Source organism: Ohessyouella blattaphilus, assembly GCF_024721265.1.
GTDB classification, from domain to species: Bacteria; Bacillota; Clostridia; order Lachnospirales; family Lachnospiraceae; genus Aequitasia; species Aequitasia blattaphilus_A.
Genome location: NZ_JAMXOC010000001.1, coordinates 193,417 through 214,341, shown reverse-complemented (window position 1 = coordinate 214,341; position 20,925 = coordinate 193,417). Strand labels below are relative to the sequence as shown.

At 45.4% G+C, this 20,925-nt stretch carries 16 protein-coding genes; 11 read left to right on the top strand and 5 right to left on the bottom strand.

Going from position 1 to position 20,925, the window contains the following annotated elements:
* Window positions 1–12: 12 nt before the first annotated feature.
* Together NHH16_RS00840 and gdhA are read right to left on the bottom strand one after the other, a co-directional pair.
* The gene (locus NHH16_RS00840; RefSeq protein ID WP_262067703.1) at window positions 13–1,368 is read right to left on the bottom strand and encodes an MATE family efflux transporter; all 1,356 of its coding nucleotides are present in this window, start codon (window positions 1,366–1,368) and stop codon (window positions 13–15) included.
* Between the two features lie 63 nt (window positions 1,369–1,431).
* Entirely contained in the window at window positions 1,432–2,766 is a 1,335-nt protein-coding gene (gene gdhA / locus NHH16_RS00835) for an NADP-specific glutamate dehydrogenase (RefSeq protein WP_262067702.1), read from the bottom strand.
* A gap of 163 nt (window positions 2,767–2,929) precedes the next feature.
* Here gdhA and NHH16_RS00830 point away from each other — a divergent pair, with 163 nt between their 5' ends.
* The 6 genes from NHH16_RS00830 to grdF all read left to right on the top strand — a co-directional run bounded on the left by NHH16_RS00830 (window position 2,930) and on the right by grdF (window position 10,326).
* Entirely contained in the window at window positions 2,930–4,546 is a 1,617-nt protein-coding gene (locus NHH16_RS00830; RefSeq protein ID WP_262067701.1) for a Na+/H+ antiporter NhaC family protein, read from the top strand.
* 479 nt (window positions 4,547–5,025) lie between these two features.
* Entirely contained in the window at window positions 5,026–6,423 is a 1,398-nt protein-coding gene (locus NHH16_RS00825; protein ID WP_262067700.1) for a sodium-dependent transporter, read from the top strand.
* Window positions 6,424–6,498: 75 nt separating this feature from the next.
* A complete protein-coding gene (locus NHH16_RS00820; protein ID WP_262067699.1) occupies window positions 6,499–7,194 on the top strand; it encodes a TetR/AcrR family transcriptional regulator in 696 nt (231 codons plus the stop codon).
* A 100-nt stretch (window positions 7,195–7,294) separates the two neighbouring features.
* Complete coding sequence (locus NHH16_RS00815; protein WP_262067698.1) at window positions 7,295–7,687, top strand: GrdX family protein; 393 nt, start codon at window positions 7,295–7,297, stop codon at window positions 7,685–7,687.
* A gap of 30 nt (window positions 7,688–7,717) precedes the next feature.
* A complete protein-coding gene (gene grdG / locus NHH16_RS00810; RefSeq protein WP_262067697.1) occupies window positions 7,718–9,004 on the top strand; it encodes a sarcosine reductase complex component B subunit alpha in 1,287 nt (428 codons plus the stop codon).
* Window positions 9,005–9,018: 14 nt separating this feature from the next.
* A complete protein-coding gene (gene grdF / locus NHH16_RS00805) occupies window positions 9,019–10,326 on the top strand; it encodes a sarcosine reductase complex component B subunit beta (protein ID WP_262067696.1) in 1,308 nt (435 codons plus the stop codon).
* 1 nt (window position 10,327) lies between these two features.
* Here grdF and NHH16_RS00800 read toward each other — a convergent pair whose 3' ends face one another.
* Window positions 10,328–11,497, bottom strand: coding sequence for an MFS transporter (locus NHH16_RS00800; RefSeq protein WP_262067695.1), 1,170 nt, complete (start codon window positions 11,495–11,497; stop codon window positions 10,328–10,330).
* Window positions 11,498–11,608: 111 nt separating this feature from the next.
* Between NHH16_RS00800 and NHH16_RS00795 the strand changes: the two genes are divergently transcribed.
* The 5 genes from NHH16_RS00795 to NHH16_RS00775 are packed head-to-tail and all read left to right on the top strand — an operon-like array spanning window position 11,609 to window position 19,066.
* Entirely contained in the window at window positions 11,609–14,512 is a 2,904-nt protein-coding gene (locus tag NHH16_RS00795; protein WP_262067946.1) for an insulinase family protein, read from the top strand.
* Window positions 14,513–14,517: 5 nt separating this feature from the next.
* Window positions 14,518–15,420 (top strand): GTPase Era, encoded by a 903-nt coding sequence (gene era, locus NHH16_RS00790; protein ID WP_262067694.1) that lies wholly within the window; start codon window positions 14,518–14,520, stop codon window positions 15,418–15,420.
* 3 nt (window positions 15,421–15,423) lie between these two features.
* Entirely contained in the window at window positions 15,424–16,170 is a 747-nt protein-coding gene (gene recO / locus NHH16_RS00785; RefSeq protein ID WP_262067693.1) for a DNA repair protein RecO, read from the top strand.
* A gap of 27 nt (window positions 16,171–16,197) precedes the next feature.
* On the top strand, window positions 16,198–17,148 hold the full coding sequence (locus NHH16_RS00780) for a D-2-hydroxyacid dehydrogenase (protein ID WP_262067692.1): 951 nt from the start codon (window positions 16,198–16,200) through the stop codon (window positions 17,146–17,148).
* Between the two features lie 13 nt (window positions 17,149–17,161).
* Window positions 17,162–19,066 (top strand): PrpR N-terminal domain-containing protein, encoded by a 1,905-nt coding sequence (locus NHH16_RS00775; RefSeq protein ID WP_262067691.1) that lies wholly within the window; start codon window positions 17,162–17,164, stop codon window positions 19,064–19,066.
* On the opposite strand, the gene NHH16_RS00770 is transcribed toward NHH16_RS00775, so the two are convergent.
* Together NHH16_RS00770 and NHH16_RS00765 are read right to left on the bottom strand one after the other, a co-directional pair.
* Window positions 19,063–19,983, bottom strand: a complete 921-nt coding sequence (locus NHH16_RS00770) for a LysR family transcriptional regulator (RefSeq protein WP_262067690.1) — start codon at window positions 19,981–19,983, stop codon at window positions 19,063–19,065. The genes NHH16_RS00775 and NHH16_RS00770 overlap by 4 nt on opposite strands.
* A complete protein-coding gene (locus NHH16_RS00765; protein WP_262067689.1) occupies window positions 19,974–20,900 on the bottom strand; it encodes an AraC family transcriptional regulator in 927 nt (308 codons plus the stop codon). The genes NHH16_RS00770 and NHH16_RS00765 overlap by 10 nt, the downstream gene beginning before the upstream one ends.
* Between the last annotated feature and the right edge of the window lie 25 nt (window positions 20,901–20,925).

Genomic DNA, 20,925 nt, shown 5'->3' with positions numbered 1-20,925 from the left:
CCCCCGAGTCGCTTATGACTTGGGGGCTTTGTTGATATTCTTGTAACTAATTTGAAACCAAATCCATAAAACAATCCCTTTGATAAAGCTAGAAATCGTAATCGCCCACCAGATGCCGTTTAAACCTAAGGGCGTGCGGACGAGAATCAGCGCTAAGGGAATACGTAGGGCATTGAAAACTATGCTGACAACAGAGGGCGGCTTCGTCTTACCAAGACCAGAGAACATGCCGGCTACGGATAATTCAATGCACATAAAAATCTGACTAAAGCCGAGAATTACTAGGTAGTCAATCCCTAAAGACAGCAGTTCCTTCTCTGGTAAAAAGAAAGAGAACAGCGGTCCTGGGAGACCCACTAAGAGGGCAGTGCAAAAGATACCCCAGCAGACGGCGATACCAAGGGCGGTGTGGTAGCCTTTACGGATACGTTTCGTATTGCCAGCGCCGTAGTTCTGCGCCATAAAGGCGTTGATGGCAGTACCGAAACCTTCGATAATCATCCACGAGATAGACTCGATTTGGGAGCCCACCTTTTGGATAGCGATGGCGTGGTCGCCGAAGCTGGTAACTAGCCTAGCGATAATCATGCCAATGGAGGTAAAGAAGATGTTTTGTAAGGCGGTGGGTAGACCGATGCGGATGATTTCCCGCTGGTAATTACGGTCCTGTCGTTTGAAAATCGCCTGAAAGGAAAACATCTCTTTATTTCCCCGGGCCAGGAAGATAAAGATGAATAACACTACGACTTGGGCCAAGACGGTGGCAATCGCCGCACCTACTACGCCCATTTTGGGAAAAGGACCGATGCCGAAGATCAGCAGGGGGTCAAGGACGATATTGATGATTAACCCAGTGGCAGTGGCTAGTAGCATATTTAGGCTGCGCCCCATAGCGGTCATCACGCCAGCGAAGACCTGGTTTAAAAACTGGGCGACAATCAAGGCACAGGTGATATATTGATAGAGAATAGCGTTGCGGATAGTCTCAGGGTTACTGAGATGAAAGAAACCGATGAGTGGCTTGGCAAAAAGGACACAGACGGCTCCGTATAGTAAGCCACTAATGAATGCCAGACGCAGGCCTACGGCAATATACGTTCTGGCGGCGTCTGGCTTATCTTCTCCGAGAGCGTGACCTAGTTTTACCTGGGTACCGATGCGGGATAGAGAAGCGACACCGCCGGCAAACCACAGATACATGCCAGCAGTTCCGACACTAGTAACCGCTCCGCTTCCTACGCGACCGAGCCAGATCATATCAATCATGTTATACGCCATCTGGATAAAAGAAGTCAGCATGATGGGGAGAGATAACTGAACTAATGATTTTAGAATATTTCCTTGTAATAAATCTACACTTTTTCTCATAAAAAAACCTCACTCTAGACTAGAGTATAGTCTAGGGTGAGATTAATTTCAAGCATTGCTTACTTAGACGATTCCTTGGAAGCTCATGGCTTCGGCAACCTTTTCAAAACCAGCGATATTAGCACCTAAGACGTAGTTGCCATCTTCGCCGTAGCGTTTAGCAGCTTCGTCCATCGCGTGGGTGATATTTACCATGATTCCTTGAAGCTTAGCGTCTACTTCCTCAAAGGTCCAGCTTAAGCGCTCAGAATTCTGAGTCATCTCTAGAGCAGAAGTAGCTACGCCACCAGCGTTAGCGGCTTTACCAGGAGCAAAGAGGACCTTGTTGTCTTGGAAGTACTTAGTAGCTTCTAGTGTAGTAGGCATGTTAGCGCCTTCCGCAACAGCAGTTACCCCGTTAGCAACAAGAGCTTTAGCATCTTCAATATGAAGCTCGTTTTGCGTAGCGCAAGGAAGGGCGATGTCTACTTTCACGCTCCATACGCCTTTGCCTTCATGATACTCAGCGCTAGGACGAGCTTTAGCGTATTCTGTTAAGCGAGCCCGCTTCACTTCTTTTACTTCTTTTAAAAGGGCCAAATCGATTCCGTCTTTATCGTAGATCCAACCGGTTGAATCAGAGCAGGTTACGCATTTTGCGCCCATCTCCGTCGCTTTTTCAATGGCATAGATGGCTACATTACCAGAACCAGAGACGGCACAGGTCTTGCCAGCAATCTCGATACCGTTGATTTTAAGCATCTCTCTAGTTAAGTATAACAAACCGTATCCGGTTGCTTCAGTTCGTGCTAGAGAACCGCCATAGGAGAGTCCTTTACCGGTTAAAACGCCCTCAAAGACACCGCGGATGCGCTTATATTGTCCGAACATGTAGCCGACTTCACGAGCGCCTACGCCAATATCGCCAGCCGGTACGTCGGTGTCAGCCCCGATATATTTGCAAAGCTCAGTCATAAAGCTTTGGCAAAAGGCCATGATTTCCCGGTCTGATTTTCCTTTAGGATCGAAATCAGCTCCGCCTTTACCACCGCCGATTGGCAGTCCAGTAAGAGAGTTTTTAAATACTTGTTCAAAGCCTAAGAATTTGATAATACCTAAGTTAACGGATGGATGGAAGCGAAGTCCACCTTTGTAGGGACCGATAGCGCCGTTAAACTGTACTCTGTAGCCGGTGTTAACGTGTACCTGGCCGTTATCGTCTACCCAAGGAATGCGGAATTTGAATTGGCGTTCTGGGTTAACCATTCTCTCTAAGAGCGCTTGTTTCTTATATTCTTCCTCGTTAGCTTCGATCACCGGTTTTAGCGATTCTAAAACTTCTTTCACGGCTTGGTGAAACTCCGGTTCGCTAGGGTTCTTTTCAATTACTGATTGTAGCACTTCATCTACGTAAGACATGTTTTTCCTCCTATTTATCCACTTCGTTTTACATTTGCAATTTTTATGCGCAATTAATTATACAGTTATCTAGCTACTTTTTCAAGTTAAAACGTTAAAGTAATTGACGGAAGAGGGGGCATATGATAAAACTTATTATAGAGAGAAAAGGAGAGTTATGAATATGAAGAGAGTAAAGTTAAAGACAAAATGGTGGGGAAGTTTATTCGCGGTATTACTGCTTCTCGTTTCGCTGGCGCTACCGGTTGTGGCGGCAGATGGAGAAGAATACGTTCCGGCGATGTTTGGGAGCTTTTGGGCAGTGATTCCGCCCCTAGTGGCGATTATTTTAGCCTTGATTACGAAAGAAGTGTATAGTTCCCTCTTTATCGGGATCTTAATCGGTGGTGTTTTCTATTCCGGTGCTAGCTTTGAAGGGACGATTAATCATATTTTTGAAGGCGGCATTGTAAGTGTCTTATCCGATAGCTACAATGTGGGGATTATCGTTTTCTTAGTGGTTCTAGGAATTATGGTAGCGATGATGAATAAGGCCGGTGGTTCCGCGGCTTTTGGGGACTGGGCTAGTAAGCATATCAAGTCCCGGGTGGGTGTGCAGTTAGCTACCGTAGCCTTAGGTGTCCTGATTTTTATCGATGACTACTTTAACTGCTTGACGGTTGGCAGCGTTATGCGGCCTGTTACCGATAAGCAGAATGTATCCAGAGCGAAGCTAGCGTATCTAATCGATGCCACGGCAGCACCGGTGTGTATTATTGCTCCGATTTCTTCTTGGGCAGCAGCGGTTACTGGTTTCGTTGATGGGGAAGATGGGTTCTCCCTCTTTATCCAGGCTATTCCTTATAACTTCTATGCACTTTTAACGATTGTTATGTTGATTACGATTACTTTGTTGAAGTTCGATTACGGCCCGATGAAACTTCATGAAAAAAATGCTATGAATGGTGATTTGTATACGACACCAGATAGACCATATCAGACGACGGATGAGGTGATGCCAGCGGGAAAAGGAAAGGTGATTGATTTGGTCTTTCCGATTTTGCTTCTGATTGTGGCTTGTACCATCGGTATGATTTACACGGGAGGTTTCTTTAGCGGTGCCAACTTTGTGGAAGCTTTTTCTCAAAGTGATGCTTCTATCGGCTTGGTATATGGAAGCTTCTGCGCGTTTGTTATTACCATTATCTTTTACGCTGCCAGAAGAGTGTTAAGCTTTAGAGAGTCGATGAACTGCGTGCCAGATGGCTTTAAGGCCATGGTGCCAGCGATTCTGATTCTGACTCTAGCTTGGACTCTTAAGGCGATGACCGATAGCTTAGGTCTTAAAGAATTCGTTGAAGGAGCGATGGCAGGAACGGCAGCCGAGCTGATGTACTTCCTACCAGCGGTTATCTTCTTGGTGGCTTGCCTCTTAGCCTTTGCTTCCGGGACTTCCTGGGGAACGTTTGGTATTCTGATTCCGATTGTCCTTTCAGTATTTGAAGGGGTTGACCACAATATGATGGTTATGGGGATGGCCGCTTGTATGGCGGGTGCCGTATGCGGCGATCACTGCTCACCGATTTCCGATACCACGATTATGGCTTCGGCGGGAGCTCAGTGTAATCACGTCAATCACGTGTCTACCCAGATGCCATATGCGATTACGGTGGCGGCAGTGTCTTTTATAACATATATTGTTGCGGGCTTTGTGAAGACACCAGTAATTGCTTTACCGATTGGAATTGTCTTGATGATTGGTACGCTACTAGTAATTCGTAAAAAAACAAAATCTGAATAAGGTTTATTTGTTTTAAATATAGCGATATTGTTTGGCTGATAGTAGCTGACAATATCGCTGTTTTTTATGTAATAGGAAAGTTCAAAGAACTTTCCTATTACATAAAAAGCGCTCCGCTAAGGATGCGCACTTCGGCGATAGGAATTTTGTGCAACAGCACACGCCGAAGGCGCAAGAATTTGCCAAGGCAAATTCTATTTTATGTAAAAAGCAGAAGTTTTCGCGATTACATGAATAAATAGTAGAAAACAGGCAGATAAATGACATAAAAGTAAATAAAAAATAGTATAAATACAGATAAATATAAATAATGCACAATAAAAAGCTCTGAAATTCGTGAAATGTCAAGAAATAGACAAAGATTATTGAAAGTATCGCGATAACATGATATTCTACAAATAGAAAAAGATAATATGCCCTTGCGCAAGGCGGTAACTGTTGAATGTGAGGCCGATGAAAGGCTGAGGAGGAAAGGATGTATGAGTGAGATAACACCTAGTAACACCGTATCTAATTCACCAGGGCAAGCGAGCGCCCAGTGGAATTCGAGGTTCGGCTATATCATGGTTGCTGCTGGTGCAGCAATTGGTTTGGGTAATATCTGGAAATTCCCCTATTTGGCATATCGAGGAGGGGGCGGGATTTTTTTACTAGTATACATTATTATAATCGCGATTATGGCGCATCCGATGGTGGAGATGGAAACAGCCATTGGCCGTCATTCCAAGAGCGATACCGTCACTGCTTTCGAAAAGATTAATAAGAAGTGGGGCTTTGTTGGCTGGATAGCCAATCTTTGTACCATGATGATTAACATGTATTATGTAGTTGTGGGTGGTTGGGTGCTAAAATACGCCGTGCAGTACATAATCAGCGGCGATTTTGGAACAAATAGCGGTGATTACTTTACAAAATTCACCCAGTCTCCAGTAGAACCGATTGTTTGGTCTTTTATTTTACTGGCTTTCGTTTCTGCTTTATTAGTCTTTGGCATAACGAACATCGTTGAAAAAGTTACGAAAGTGATGATGCCCCTTCTTTTTGTTTTACTAATTGTATGTGGTATCTGGGCTTTGACAGTGGACGAGGGCGCGAAGGAAGGGCTTAAATATTATTTGCTCCCAGATTTTAGCAAGTTTAATATTAAAGTATTTGCCGATGCCGCGACCCAGGTCTTGTTCTCAGTAGGTATCGGGTGGGGAATTTTCACCACTCTAGGAGCTAATATATCGGATAAGAGCAATTTGAAGTCAGATGCTATATGGGTTAGTGTGTGCGATACACTGGCGGCAATTCTTGCTGGTTTTGTAATCATTCCTTCGGCGTTTGCCGGTGGCGTAGATGTGCAAAAAGGACCTGGGCTTGTGTTTGAAGTTATGACAGGGATTTTCAGTAAATTACCGGGAGGAAGATTTATTGGCATTCTATTCTTTTTAGCTCTTGCCTTTGCGGTTATATCTTCACTGTTTTCGTTTTTTGAGATTCCGATGAGGACGGTAGAGCAGAAGCTTAAGATGGGGCGCAAAAAGGCTGTTCTGATTGTGGCGGCAATTATTTTTATCGGCAACATCTTTGTCTCTTTAGGCTTTGGAGCATTAAAGAATATTTCCATCCCTTGGCCTTACGTAACGGGCGTTGAGTTTTATGGCTTGTACGACTGGTTTGACTGCTTCACCGGTTATGTGTTGCTTCCGGCTGGCTGCTTACTTACATGCATTTTTGTGGCAAAAGTATGGGGCTTTAAAGGGTATGAGAAGGAACTTACCCAGGATGGTAGAGACGGCAAATTAAGTTCGTTCTCAAAAATTCTTACGATGGTAGTAGTTCCGATATTTATGATTATTATTTTGTTAAATGTCTTTGGTTTCATTAAATAGTCTGGCTCTTGAAGTTCTGTCATGATAATGCTATCGTAAGGAGAAGAACGATACTTATGGAGAGGTGGCAGGAAAATGAGGACAGAAAAGCATATTAAGGATTTGTGTCGAAAGGAATATGTAGAAAAAGCCCATGAAATTCTCGAAAAAGAAGGGGCGGAAGCGATTTCGATTAGACGACTTGCCAAAGAATTAGGATGCAGTAGCACCTCGCTTTATCGGCATTTTAGCAATCTGGAAGAGTTGCTATTCTTTGCTCAGCTAGGTTACTTGCAGGACTATCTGGAGGATTTGCGAGGTCATGAAGGCGCCTGGAATAATGTTTGGGAAAGCCATATCGGTGTTTGGGAGTGTTTTTCGAGACAGGCATTTACTACGCCAGAGGCCTTTGATTGTATATTCTTTGGGACCCAAAGCAAGCATTTACCAGAGGCTCTTAGAGAGTATTACGAGATGTTTCCGGAAGAATTGCAGATTTTAAGTGGTTATCTGCAATATATGCTCCAAGAGGGGGATTTTGTCAAACGCGATTTCTATATGTCGCTGCGTTGTTTGGAGGCGGGAGTTATTACTTTGGATAATGCCATTCGGATGAATCACATGAGTGTATACTGTTTTAAAGGCATCTTCAAAGGAGTTTTGGAACAACGGGAAAAGGGCGAAAAAAAGAAGATTGATGTAGAGCAATTGGTGACAGAAGTGGTGGATTGCATCACCGACATTGTGTGTATGTATGCTAAAGATCCCCTAAATATTAAGCGTAGTAAATAGGATAGCGCGAGCATTTCAGTGCGACGAAATATAGTTATTTCTGATGTGCCGCGCGTTTCTTTTAAGGTTTAGTTATCGTGATAACTTAAAGGAGAAAGCCATGCTGAGAAAGAGAGAGAATATTCTCATAATCACGAATAATGAGAGAGTGGCCGAACGGTTTGGCGAAGGGTTTCAAGTGGAGCTCTTAGCGGAGTACGGTGAAGTTTTGCTTCGGACACGAGACGCTCTGCAGACAGAATATAGACTACTTACTCATCCTATGTCAGGAAGCTTAAAGCCTAATCAGACTCCTTTTAAGACGATTATATTAGAACGAGTTGAAAAACGGGGAGCGCTTGATATGAACAGTATTGAGCTTATTGAAAGGGCAATGGCGGCATATCACAAGTTTTATGAATGCCGTGAAATACCTGCGTGGAGTGAGCGTTCAAGAGAGGATTTTCGGACAGTGGATTTGTCACTTATGGAACCAGCAATAGAGCGTCTATAAAAATAGCAATAACGAAAGGAGGAGAGTTGAGTGAAGCTCGAATTAGGAAAAATTTTTATCAAAGATCTCCAATTTGGTGGAGAGACAAGGGTTGATGGCAGCACTCTGATTGTCTGCAAGGAAGATGTGGAAAAGTTGGTAATGGAGGATGAGCGTTTTCTAAAAGTGTCCGTAGAAATTGCCAAACCAGGTGAGTCTACGAGAATCACGCCGGTTAAGGACGTGATTGAGCCCCGGGTGAAGGTAAGTGGTAATGGGGGTATCTTCCCAGGGGTTATCAGTAAGGTTGACGAGGTGGGTCAAGGAAGAACCCACGCTCTCGTAGGAGCCAATGTGGTAACGGTAGGACGCATTGTTGGTTTTCAAGAGGGCGTGATTGATATGAGTGGCCCGGCGGCTGCTTACTGTCCGTTTTCGAAGACGTTTAACCTCTGCGTGGTGGTGGAACCCCGAGAAGGGCTGGAAACCCATGCTTACGAAGAAGCGGCCCGTTTGGCGGGACTTAAGGTGGCCACTTATCTCGGGAAAGCGGGAAGAGAAGTGGAACCGGATGAGGTGGCTGTCTATGAAACAAAGCCACTATTAGAACAAGTGGCTCTGTACCCTGAGCTTCCGCGAATTGGTTATGTGCATATGCTTCAGTCACAGGGGCTTTTGCATGATACGTATTATTACGGGGTGGATGCGAAGAAATTTATTCCCACCTTTATGTATCCTCAGGAAATCATGGATGGGGCTATTGTTTCGGGGAATTGCGTGGCCCCTTGCGATAAGGTAACGACGTTTCATCATTTGAATAATCCGGTTATCGAAGATTTGTTTAAACGTCACGGAAAGGATTTGAATTTTATCGGCGTTATTTTGACCAATGAAAATGTCTTTCTTGCAGATAAGGAAAGGTGTTCGGATATGACCGCTAAGTTGGCGGAGTTTATGGGACTAGATGGTGTTATTATTACCGAAGAAGGCTACGGGAATCCGGATACCGACTTGATGATGAACTGCAGAAAAATCACTAGGCACGGCGTAAAGGTGGCACTTATTACCGACGAGTTCCCGGGAAAAGACGGGAAATCTCAGTCGTTAGCAGATAGTGTTCCGGAGGCGGATTTATTATTATCCTGTGGTCAGGGGAATGCGATGCTTCATTTTCCGGCAATGGACCGAGTCATTGGCATGCTAGACTATATCGAGTCACAGATAGGCGGAAGTGCCGGCTGTATTGCTGAAGACGGCAGCTTTGATGCGGAGTTACAGATTATAATCGCCTCAACAATTGCTAATGGCTATAATCATTTGGCGGCAAAAGGATACTAGGAAGGAGGAACATCATGAGTAAGAGAATCGTTCATTACATTAATCAATTCTTCGGGGGAATTGGTGGCGAAGAAAAAGCCGATGTTCGTCCTGAGATGCGCGAGGGTGTGGTCGGGCCAGGCGCTAGCTTGGCCCAGGCTCTAGGAGAAGATTACGAGATTGTAGCCACAATTATTTGCGGCGATAATTATTTCGGTGAGAATATTGATGAGGCGGTAGCCGAAATCATGGAAATGGTAAAAAAATATGAACCAGATGTATTTGTTGCTGGACCGGCATTTAATGCAGGGCGATATGGGGTGGCTTGTGGGACCATTGCTAAGGCGGTTGCCGAGCAGCTAGAAATTCCTGTTTTAACAGGGATGTACGAGGAAAACCCAGGGGCAGACATGTTCCGTAAGGATATGTTAGTAGTGGCGACGCCGAATTCGGCAGCTGGCATGAGAAAAGTAGTGCCGGTATTTACGACTTTGATAAAAAAGCTGGCCAATGGTGAAGAAATATTAGGCCCAGCAGAAGAAGGATATTTAGAACGAGGTATTCGGGTGAATTATTTTGCCGAAGAAAGAGCTTCTACAAGAGCGATTGAACAACTTCTGCGAAAGGTAAAGGGTGAAGAGTATCACACCGATTATCCCATGCCTGTCTTTGACCGAGTAGATCCGTGCGGGGCGGTGACAGATGTGTCAAAGATAAAGATTGCCATTGTTACGTCAGGGGGGATTGTGCCTCAAGGGAACCCGGATCACATAGAGTCCTCAAGTGCAACTCGTTATGGAATCTACGACATTACCGGTATGGATACCATGAGTCCGGAAGATTTTATGACCGTCCATGGTGGCTACGATAGGCAGTTTGTTTTGCAAGATCCTAACCTAGTAATACCCTTAGACGTGCTTAGAGAAATGGAAAAAGAAGGGAGAATCGGCGAACTTGCCAATTACTTTGTAACCACAACGGGAACGGGAACATCCACAGGTAATGCCAAAGCTTTTGGTGAAGAGTTTAGTAAGAAGTTGTTAGCGGATGGGGTGGATGCAGTTATTCTTACTTCTACTTGAGGCACCTGTACACGTTGCGGGGCAACGATGGTAAAGGAAATCGAACGAGTAGGAATTCCTGTGGTTCATATGTGTACCGTAGTGCCAATCTCCTTAACGATTGGCGCGAATAGGATTATTCCGGCGGTAGGGATTCCCTACCCCTTAGGTGATCCCACTTTAGGTGAGGTGGAAAGCAAGAAAATCCGTCGAAATTTGGTGGAAAGAGCACTTAAGGCGCTAGAAACACCGGTATCCGGACAGACGGTTTTTGAAGACTAGATTATTTTTTCTTCACTCGGAGGAAGAAGGCGCTAATGAGGAAACAGATACCTGCGAAAATGAAAGGCAAAGTCTTACCAAAACCATAAATGAGACCAGCGATTAAAGCACCGCCAACCAGTCCTAAGGACTTCACTGCATTGTAGAAGCCCATGACTAGGTTGGCGTGTTCTTTTGTTCTACCAGCGACTAAGCTTTGCAATAAGGGAATGAAGATGGCGTTAAAGGTAAAGAAGATTAGCGCCGTTACAATAAAAGGTATGAGACTTGGAAACATTAACATGGTAAAGATACTAATTCCACAGGCCGTTAGTACGTATGAACTGGATTTTTGGAGATTGGTCTTACGAATAATCCACATACAGATGGTGGAATTAGCGATCAAAGTAATGACGCCGATAATCGCCTTTATACTACCGTTATAAGCTGAGCTTAGGCCGAACTGATCCTTTAAGTAGTAATTAAAACACTGGTCGAAAGCATTGGAACCGAGGTAAGAAAAGAGAACGGCGGCAAACAGTAGGGCGAAAGCCGGTGTCATAAAAATGCCACAGTCGAAGAAGGATTTGATGGGATTGATATCCTTAAAGAAAGCCTTCGGTTGGTGGGGATTTGTCTTGGTGTCGGCGTTATCTTTGAGAAAGAGAAAATAAAGAAGACCACAAAGAACGAGAGTGCTTGACTGTAAGATAAAGGCAGCAGGTATGGAGACGACTCCTAATAGGCCGCCGGTTAGATAGCCAAAGGCGGCTCCTAAAGATTGGATAACCGCCAAAACCACTAAGTTTTGACTGATTCGCTCTTTCCTAGAGAAGTCCATAATATACACCATAGTTGAGACACTAATGGCACCAACAAAAAAACCAGAGAAGCAGCGGGCGAACATAATAGCGCCCGCTGTTTTGGCGATAAAAAACAGGTACTGACCGGCAGCGTAGCCTACGCAGCCAACGGTTAGGAGTTTGCGACAAGAAAAATAATCTCGCATTTTTCCCCAAAAGGGCGAAAAGAGGAAATTGGTAAAGGCCATCCCCGCGAAGGCCAGACCAAACATATAATCTCCAAGTTGGAGATCGTGAATGATAGTAGGCGTGACAGGATGGACAAAGTTTGCGGCTAGGTACTGGAGTAAAGTGATGATAAAGTATATTTTAAGGTGGTGTTTTTTCATTTTGAGTCCCTTCATAATAAAAATCTTGTACCATATATACTATAACAATTCGGGAAAAAATGATAGAATGTAATTTAGAGAAAATACAGGAGGAGATTAGTATTGAAGAATATGAAAGCGTATGAACTTCTAAGAGAAGAAGAGTTAGCGGATATTTCTGCCCAGGGGTATTTGTTAAAGCATAAAAAGACAGGGGCGAGAGTCCTGTTGATTAAAAATGATGATCCCAATAAGGTCTTTACCATTGGGTTTAAGACGCCGCCTAGCGATAGCACGGGGGTGGCTCATATTATGGAGCATTCTGTTCTTTGCGGTTCCAAGAATTTTCCGGCCAAAGACCCTTTTGTAGAGTTAGTAAAAGGCTCGCTTAACACCTTTTTGAACGCCATGACGTACCCAGATAAGACGGTATATCCAGTTGCTAGTCTAAACGATAAGGATTTTAAAAATCTGATGCACGTATACCTAGATGCGGTTTTCTATCCGAAGATTTATGAGCGAGAAGAGATTTTTAGACAAGAGGGCTGGAACTATAAGATTGCTAGCCCGGAAGATGAGATTACGTATAACGGCGTTGTATATAACGAAATGAAAGGGGCTTTTTCCTCGCCGGAGAGCGTCCTTGAGCGGATGATTCTTAATACCCTTTTGCCGGATACGAATTACGGTAACGAATCCGGTGGCGATCCGGAGTTCATTCCTGACCTTACGTATGAACAGTTTTTAGACTTTCACCGGACGTATTACCATCCGGCTAATAGCTACATCTACCTATATGGCGATATGGACTTTGAGGAGCGACTGGAATTCCTAGATGAAGCGTATCTTGCTGACTTCGAGCCACTAGCAGAAAATATCCAGGTGGGTGTACAAACGCCGTTTAAGGAGGACGTCTACCGAGAGGAGCCGTACTCTATTGCCTCCGATGAAGACGAGCAAAATAAGACGTATCTATCCTATAATAAGGTGATTGGTAACGTCTTAGATAAAGAGCTCTACTTGGCCTTTCAGATTCTTGATTACGTGCTCCTAGCTTCACCGGGAGCGTATCTTAAGAAGGCCCTTACCGAGGCCGGTATCGGCGAAGATATTTTCGGTGGTTATGACAGTAGCATCTACCAACCACTATTTTCAGTGATTGCGAAGGGTGCCAATATTGAGGATAAGGACCGCTTTATCCAGGTGGTGGACAAGACTCTAAAAGACTTGGTAGCGACCGGTATCGATAGAAGAGCTCTTGAAGCTGCGATTAATTACCACGAATTCCGTTTCCGAGAGGCGGATTTTGGCAACTATCCTAAGGGCTTAATCTACGGCTTACAGCTCTTTGACAGCTGGCTCTATGATGAAAATGAACCCTTTATGCACCTAGAGGCGCTCTCGACCTTTGGCTTTTTGCGGGAGCAACTGCAGACGGATTACTACGAGGAGCTGATTACCAAGTATTTGTTAGAAAATACTCACGGAGCCATGGTGAATGTGGTGCCCGAAAAGGGACGTACCGGTCGCCTGGATAAAGAGTTGGCGGACAAGCTAGCCGCCTTTAAGGCTAGCCTTAGCGAAGGAGAAATAGCGGAGCTAGTAGCGAAGACGAAAGCGTTAGATGACTATCAAAATGCCGAAGAAACTCAGGAGAACATTGAGAAAATACCGCTCCTTAAGCGGGAGGATCTAAGTGAAGAGATTACTCCGATTATCAACGAAGATATGGAAGTGGGGGGAGTGAAAACCGTCTTCCATGACCTAGAGACCAACGGGATTGGCTACGTAAACCTGCTCTTTAATATTCAAGGGGTAGGCGAAGAAGGGGCAGTGTATCTAGGAATTCTTCAAGCCCTTCTCGGCATGGTGGATACGAAGAACTATACCTACGGCGAGTTGTCAGATGAGATCAACGTTCATACTGGTGGTATTGGCACAGAGCTTGATACGTATGTGAATGTAAACGATCTAGAAGGTGACTTTAAGCGAACCTTCGAGATTAAGAGTAAGGCCCTTTATCAGAAGTTACCAGTAGCCCTTGAGATGATTAAGGAGATTATTGGGAATTCCCTCTTAGAAGATGACAAGCGGGTGAAAGAAATCTTAGCTATGCTACTATCCCGGATGCAGATGCGTTTTCAAAATGCCGGCCACTCAGTGGCGGTGGGAAGAGCAGCTTCTTACGGTAGCAAGGTCGCGAAATACAAAGACCAGACGGCAGGCATTGCTTTCTACGACCGGATAAAAGCGATTTATGAGGACTTTGATCAGCAGTTCCCCCAGGTGATCCGGAAAGTAGGGGAAGTGGCACAGGGTATCTTCTGTAAGGAGAATCTCTTAGTTAGCTTTACTGGACGTAGAGAAGGCTTAAGTGAATTAGAAAAAGGCCTTCAGAAGCTAATGGATAATCTGCCGGATAAGGCCGAAGTAACGAAGCCCTATCACGTCCAACTAGAGGTGAAAAACGAAGGCTTTAAAACCGCTGGTAAAGTACAATACGTAGCCCGCTGTGGTAATTTCGTTAAAGCCGGAGAAACTTATACTGGAGTTCTTCAAATACTTAAAGTCATCCTAAGCTATGAATACTTGTGGCAGAACATTCGGGTAAAAGGCGGTGCTTATGGCTGCATGAGCGGTTTTAGCCGAGATGGTTCAGGGTATTTTGTGACGTACCGGGATCCCCATTTGCGTAGGAGTCTAGAAGTGTTTGCTGGGATTCCTGAGTATCTAGAGAACTTTAGCGCCAACGAGCGAGAGTTGACGAAGTATATTATCGGCACGATTAGTAATCTTGATCAGCCCTTAACGCCGTCCGTTAAAGGAGAACGTTCTTTGAATCTGCGTTTGGCAGGGGTAACGGAAGAGATGTTAAAGACAGAGCGGTTGCAGATTTTAAACGCCACCGTTGAGGATATTCGCCGCCTAGCGCCGATTACGAAGGCGGTTATGGATGCCGATTGGCAGTGCGTGGTCGGTAGTGAAGAAAAGATAGTAGAAGCAGAAGACATCTTCAAAGAGATAAGGAGCTTTTAGAGACTATGGAAGAGAACAAAGAATATAAATCGGGGTTTGTAACGATTATCGGACGGCCAAATGTGGGGAAGTCGACGCTGATGAATTACTTAATTGGCCAGAAAATTGCCATTACCTCGAATAAGCCCCAGACCACAAGAAACCGTATTCAAACGGTGCTAACCACACCGGAGGGACAAATCGTCTTTCTGGATACTCCGGGGATTCATAAAGCTAAGAATCGCCTAGGGGATTATATGGTAAATATCGCTGAGAGTACCCTAAGGGACGTGGATGTGGTGATGTGGTTAGTAGAGCCCACTACCTTTATCGGGGCCGGCGAGCGCCATATTATCGAGCAACTTTTAAAGGTGCGGGTGCCGGTAATCTTAGTCATCAATAAAATCGATACGGTTGGCCCGGAGGAGTTAATTAAAGCCATTAATGCTTATAAGGATGAATACGACTTTTCGGATATTGTACCGGTGTGCGCAAGAGATGGAAAGAATACCGATGAACTTTTAAAAGTTATCGTCAATCACTTGCCTTACGGGCCGATGTTTTACGATGAGGATACGATTACGGATCAACCGATGCGCCAGATTGTGGCCGAGATTATTAGAGAAAAAGCCCTTCATAGTTTAAATGAAGAGATCCCTCACGGCATTGCGGTGGCCATTGATCGGATGGAGAAAAAAGGAAAAGTGTATCACATTGAAGGCACGATTATTTGTGAACGAGATAGCCATAAAGGGATTATTATCGGTAAGGGCGGAAGCATGCTGAAGAAAATCGGCAGCACGGCTCGCTACGAGTTAGAGCAGATGCTGGAGTGCCAGGTGAACTTAAAGTTGTTTGTAAAGGTGAAAAAAGACTGGCGAGACTCAGACTTTTTGATTAAGAATTTTGGCTACCGGAAAGAAGATTAGAAAATGAACACGTTGACGGTAACGGGGATGGTCATCGGCAATTCGCCGGCGGGAGAATACGACCGCCGGGTGGTGTTGATTACGAGAGAGCGAGGCAAGATTTCGGCCTTTGCTAGAGGTGCAAGAAAACAGAATAACGCTCTCGTTGGCATGACAGATCCGTTTACGTTTGGAGAGTTTAGTCTATACGAGGGGCGCTCCTCTTACACGTTAACAGGGGTTAAGGTTCAGAACTTTTTTACTGAGCTACGCACCGACATGATAGGGGCTTACTATGGGATGTATTTTCTGGATTTGGCTAATTACTACGCTAGAGAAGGTCTTGATGAGACGGAGACGCTAAAGCTTTTGTATCAGAGCTTGCGGGCTTTGATTAGCGATAAGTTGCCGAATTCCTTAGTGCGTTCGGTATTTGAACTGAAGTTAATCATGCTAAACGGGGAAGGACCTCAGGCTTTTCGCTGCTTAGAAAGCGGAGAGGAAATAACCACAAAGGCCCTTTTCTCGGTGAGCAAAGGTGGGGTATTAAAAGAGCGTTACCAGAGCGCATACCCCGATGCCGTTCCCATTTCTGACAGTGCCCTTTATACGCTTCAGTTTATTAGTAGCAGCCGGATCCAGAAGCTGTATTCTTTTGTTTTAAAGCCAGAGGTGGCCGCCGAAATCAGTCGTCTTAGCAGTGCCTATTTGGCCCATTATGTAGATAAAGAATTTAAATCGAGAACGATTCTCGAGACGATTATAAGTTAAGAATAAGATGTGGAAAGTTGGGGAAAGATGAAAATATTAGTAACAATTCCAGTAAATGAAAAACAAAAACAAGTGTTAGAAGAGGCTAGTCAAGGGGCGACGTTTATCTATCAGAAGGCTGCCGATTTAACCGCCTCTGAGTTAGGCGAAATAGAGGTGGTCGTAGGGCAGTTACTTACGGAACAGCCAGCCCAGATGCCAGCTCTTAAGTTGCTACAGACAGACTCTGCCGGGGTGGACCGGTATTTAGCACCCGGTGTATTACCAGACCAGGTCATTCTCGCCAATGCTACAGGTGCCTACGGAAAATCTGTTTCTGAGCATATGTTTGCCATGCTGATGACCCTTCAGAAGAAGTTAGAGCTCTACCGGGATCAGCAGTTTCGCGGGGCGTGGAATGATTTGGGCGAGGTGATGACCCTTAGCCGCAGCCGGGTTGCCGTCGTGGGGATTGGCGACATCGGGAAACGCTTTGCCGGCTTTTGTAAGGCTTTCGGCGGGGCGGTTATCGGCGTGCGTAAAGACAAGAGCAAAAGTGTTCCTGAAGTAGATGGCATCTACGATATGGAAGAGTTTATGGAAAAGCGAGGAGAATTTGACGTGATCATCTCTTTCTTGCCCCATACGCCAGAAACCATCGGTATTTACAACCGGGAATTTTTTAAGGGTTTAAAGAAGACGGCTATCTTTATGAACGGGGGTCGAGGCACCGCCGTTGTCCAGGAGGATTTGCTAGCGGCGCTAGAAGCTGGTGAATTCGGACAAGCAGCCCTTGATGTGACTACTCCCGAACCGCTGCCGGCAGACCATCCCCTTTGGCAGGAAGCCCGAGTGCTACTGACGCCTCACGTCTCTGGACAATTTCATCTACCGGAGACGCTAGATATTATCACGGAGATAGCGGCCGCGAATATACGTAGCTTCCAAAAGGGCGATAAGCTTAAGAATCAGATTGATAGAAACAAGGGTTACGCGTAAAGGAGAAGGTTTTATGGCGAAGATTGCCGTACTTTTACCGAGAGAGATGATGGTTGAGGAAGTAAAGGCCATTATTGAAGAAGAACAATTAGATATTGGGTATGTTAAGCTGATTACCACCGCTACGGCGGTGGATGAGGCGAGGCAGGCGATGGACGAAGGGGCGACGATTATCGTTGCCAGAGGAGCCCAGGCCTACCTGATTAAAAAGTATACCAAGGTGCCGATTGTGGAGATTAAGATTACGGCCCAGGAGCTAGCCCGTCTCGTCAAAAGAGGACTAAAGATGGTGGATAAACCTTACCCGCAAGTGGCGCTGGTAGGCTTTGCCAACATGTTTGTGGATACCACCTACTTTGAGGAAATCTTTGATATTAAGCGGAAAATCTATTACACCAAGGCCATGGAGGAATCAGACGAAGCGGTCAGAAAGGCAGTAGAAGACGGAGCGGATTTGATTATCGGCGGCGATGTAATTAATGAATTAGCGGCTAAGTACCAAGTGCCGTCTCTTTTCTTTGAATCTACGAAGGAGTCCTTACAGACCGCTCTTCACACGGCTACTAGTATGGCTTATGCCGCAAATATGGAGAAAGAGTACCGGGCGCAGTTTGAAACCGTAATCGATACGTCGGAAAGTGGCATTATCAAAATCGATACTCAGATGCTGATTACCAACCTTAACCGGGCCAGCTTAGACATGCTTGGTAAGAAGGAGGAGCGTCTAATTGGTAAGTCGATTCTGGAGGTAGTAAAGGACTTAGATGGGGAGAGTATCAAGAGTCTGTTAGACAATCAGCGGGATATCTATACCACCTCAGCGCTTCTAGGAAGCCAGGCGGTAATGATTACGTGTGTGCCGATTCGCGGTGAGGAGGAGACCAGCGGTATTATCCTGAATATCTTGAGGATTACCGCCCGTCCCGGAAAAGAGGCTAAGCAGTACGAGGACGTTCACCTTCAGGGCATGTACGCTCGTCACGTCTTTGCCAATTTCCGTTATAAATCAGGCAAAATGAAACCGGTGATGGAAAGGGCTAAAAACTTCGCCCTTTCCAAAAAGCCGATTCTGATTCAAGGGGAAGTGGGCACAGAAAAGGAGCGCTTTGCTCAAGCGATTCACAACAATAGCCCCTACAAAGCAGGACCCTATGTGATGGTAAACGGCAGCGGCCTCACGGAGGAGGAGCAGCTAAAAATTTTCTTTGGTGACCCTGAAAAGAAGGGCGTGAGAGAGCGCCAAGGAGTGCTAGCTACCGCTGATAGTGGTACGCTATTAATTACCGAGGTAGAAAAGCTTTCGCCGGTAGTGCAGCAGCGACTTTTCTGGGTGGTTCGTCACGGCGAGAGTATTCGCAATGCGGTGAATATTAAGGAGTACTACGATTGCCGTCTAATCCTAACCACCAGTATCGATTTACAGGCGGAGGTAGAAGCAGGACGCTTTCGTAAAGATTTGTACTATCTAGTGACAGCCCTTAGCTTGCAGATTCCGCCCCTCCGGGAAAGACCGGAGGATGTGGAGAACTTAGTGAGTGGTTACCGAGATCAATTCGTCAAGCATTACACCCGCTATATCAGTGTTCCTGAAGAGACCATAGAGGTTTTAAAAGAATATCACTGGCCTGGGAATGGCATCCAATTAGAGATGTTTTGCGAGCGTTTGTTTCTCGGCACGCCAAAGAAGAACGTGTCGGTTGAATATGCCAAGTATCTGTTAAGGGAGTTGTATCCGGAGACAGAGGTGGTTGCCGGTGAACGAAAGGTGGTAGTCTATAAGCACCCGAGGGCCAAGGAGATCGCTGAATTATTAGAAAAGCACCACGGTAACCGAAGCGCCGTCGCCAAGGAACTAGGAATTAGTACGACGACGCTGTGGCGCCATATTAAGAAGTATGAAGTGAAAGACGAATTTTAAATGGTAATGGTTTCGTGCCAATACTGAGCAGCCAGGGAGAGAAAATCCTTGGCTGTTTTATTTAGGTAACGCTGCTTTTGGTAGCTAGCGACCACCTTCCAGCGGGGACGCTCAGGCAAAGCGAAGTAGGCGATTTTTTCGTTTTTTCGGTCTACGTAGTAGGCCGGGAGAAAGCCGCAGCACAGTTCCATTTCAATCATAGAGACCATGGTTCGCGGACTGCTGGTCTCAAAGAGAATGTGTGGGGTAAAGTCGGCTTTTGCAAAGAGCTCGTCTAGGAGCGGTCTCTGGGTGGAGTCTTGGTGGAGAAGGACAAAAGGCTCTTCCTTCACCTTAGCTAAGTCTAGGGTAGGCAGATTTTCTTGATTTTCTTGGTAAGAAGCGGCCAAGGGATGGCGTCTGGGGATTGCCAGGTAGATTTCCTCGTCCATAATTTCCTGATAGGCGATGCCACTATGATACTGCCTCGGTGTAAGTGTAGCAAAAGCCAGGTCTAAGGTCCCGCTACGTAAGCCTTCGTGCTGTTCTTTTACACTCATTTCAAATGGATAGACCGTTACGTTTACGTGGTTACGATGAAAATTCGGATAGACCTTCGTAAACATATCGATTCCTCGCGTAGGGGTAAAGCCGACTCGGAGCAGGCTTTTCCGGTTATCCACTAGGTCATCGAGCTGATGATACGTATTCTCTTTGATGGTTAGAACCTCGCGAGCCCCTTTTAAATAAATCTCACCTGCTTCCGTGGGATAGCAGAAATTGCGACCGCGGATAAAAAGAGGGGTACCTAACTCTTTCTCTAGTTTTAAAAGCTGCTGATTAAGCGCTGATTGGGTGATAAAAAGCTTAGCCGCCGCTTTCGTAATGCTCTCTTCTCTGGCAATGGTGGTAATGTATTCTAATTGTTTTACGTCCATAGGGAAAAACTCCTTTTGTATTCGGTGGGTGATAGCCCGTACTCCTTTTTAAAGGCGCGGTAAAAGGTGGTGTAATCGGGAAAACCGTAGGTGGCAGCCAGTTCGGTAATGGGGGTGCCGGTAGGGATTTCGTTTTTGATAGCTTGCAACCTTTTTTGGCTGATGTATTGATGCAAAGTGATGCCCATATGCTCCTTAAATGTATGGGCGAGATGGTACTTACTTAGGTAGAATTCCCTGGCAAGGGTATCTAGGGTTAAGGGCTCTTCTAGATGAGCCGTGATATAGTCGCCAAGCTGCAGATATAGCGGTGTCTTTTGCGGGGTAGACCGAGCTTTTAGGCTCCAGATGGTACTGTTTATCACGGCTAAAAAGTTAGCGATTTTAAGCTTTCCTTCAAGGTCTTTAAAGGGGCTACTGCCTCTTAAGGTTTCGATTAGCTCAATTAGTTTCCCTTGCAGCTCCTTAGTGGAAATGGCGTCGGGGCGAAAGTGATAGACGCTGTTAGTTTTTGCATAGTCGTACCCATAGGTTAGATCGGCAAAACTCCCAGCAAGCTCTTCGTAGAAAGCTTCCTTTAGCCAGAGGATAATTCGGCGATACGGAACACTATCGCCTTTCATAAGGGCTTGATGCCTAACGCTACTAGGAATTAGCATAAAGTCACCCTTTTGCAAGGAATACCTTTGATCAGCTATTTGGTAGTCTAAGTCTCCTTCCATAAAATAGTAGAACTCGTAATGGTCGTGAGCGTGGGGGGCTAGTTTTTGCCGTCCTAAGTCATCGTAATAGAAAATCTCATAATTCGAGGGCAGCATTTGCTGTCTAGGGGTAAATTTGGTCGTTAGTTTTTTCTTCATAGTTTGATTATATACGTTTACCACAACTTTTGCAATGTATACGACAAGGGGTGCCATGGCTCATCTTTTCCCCGAAGGCTAT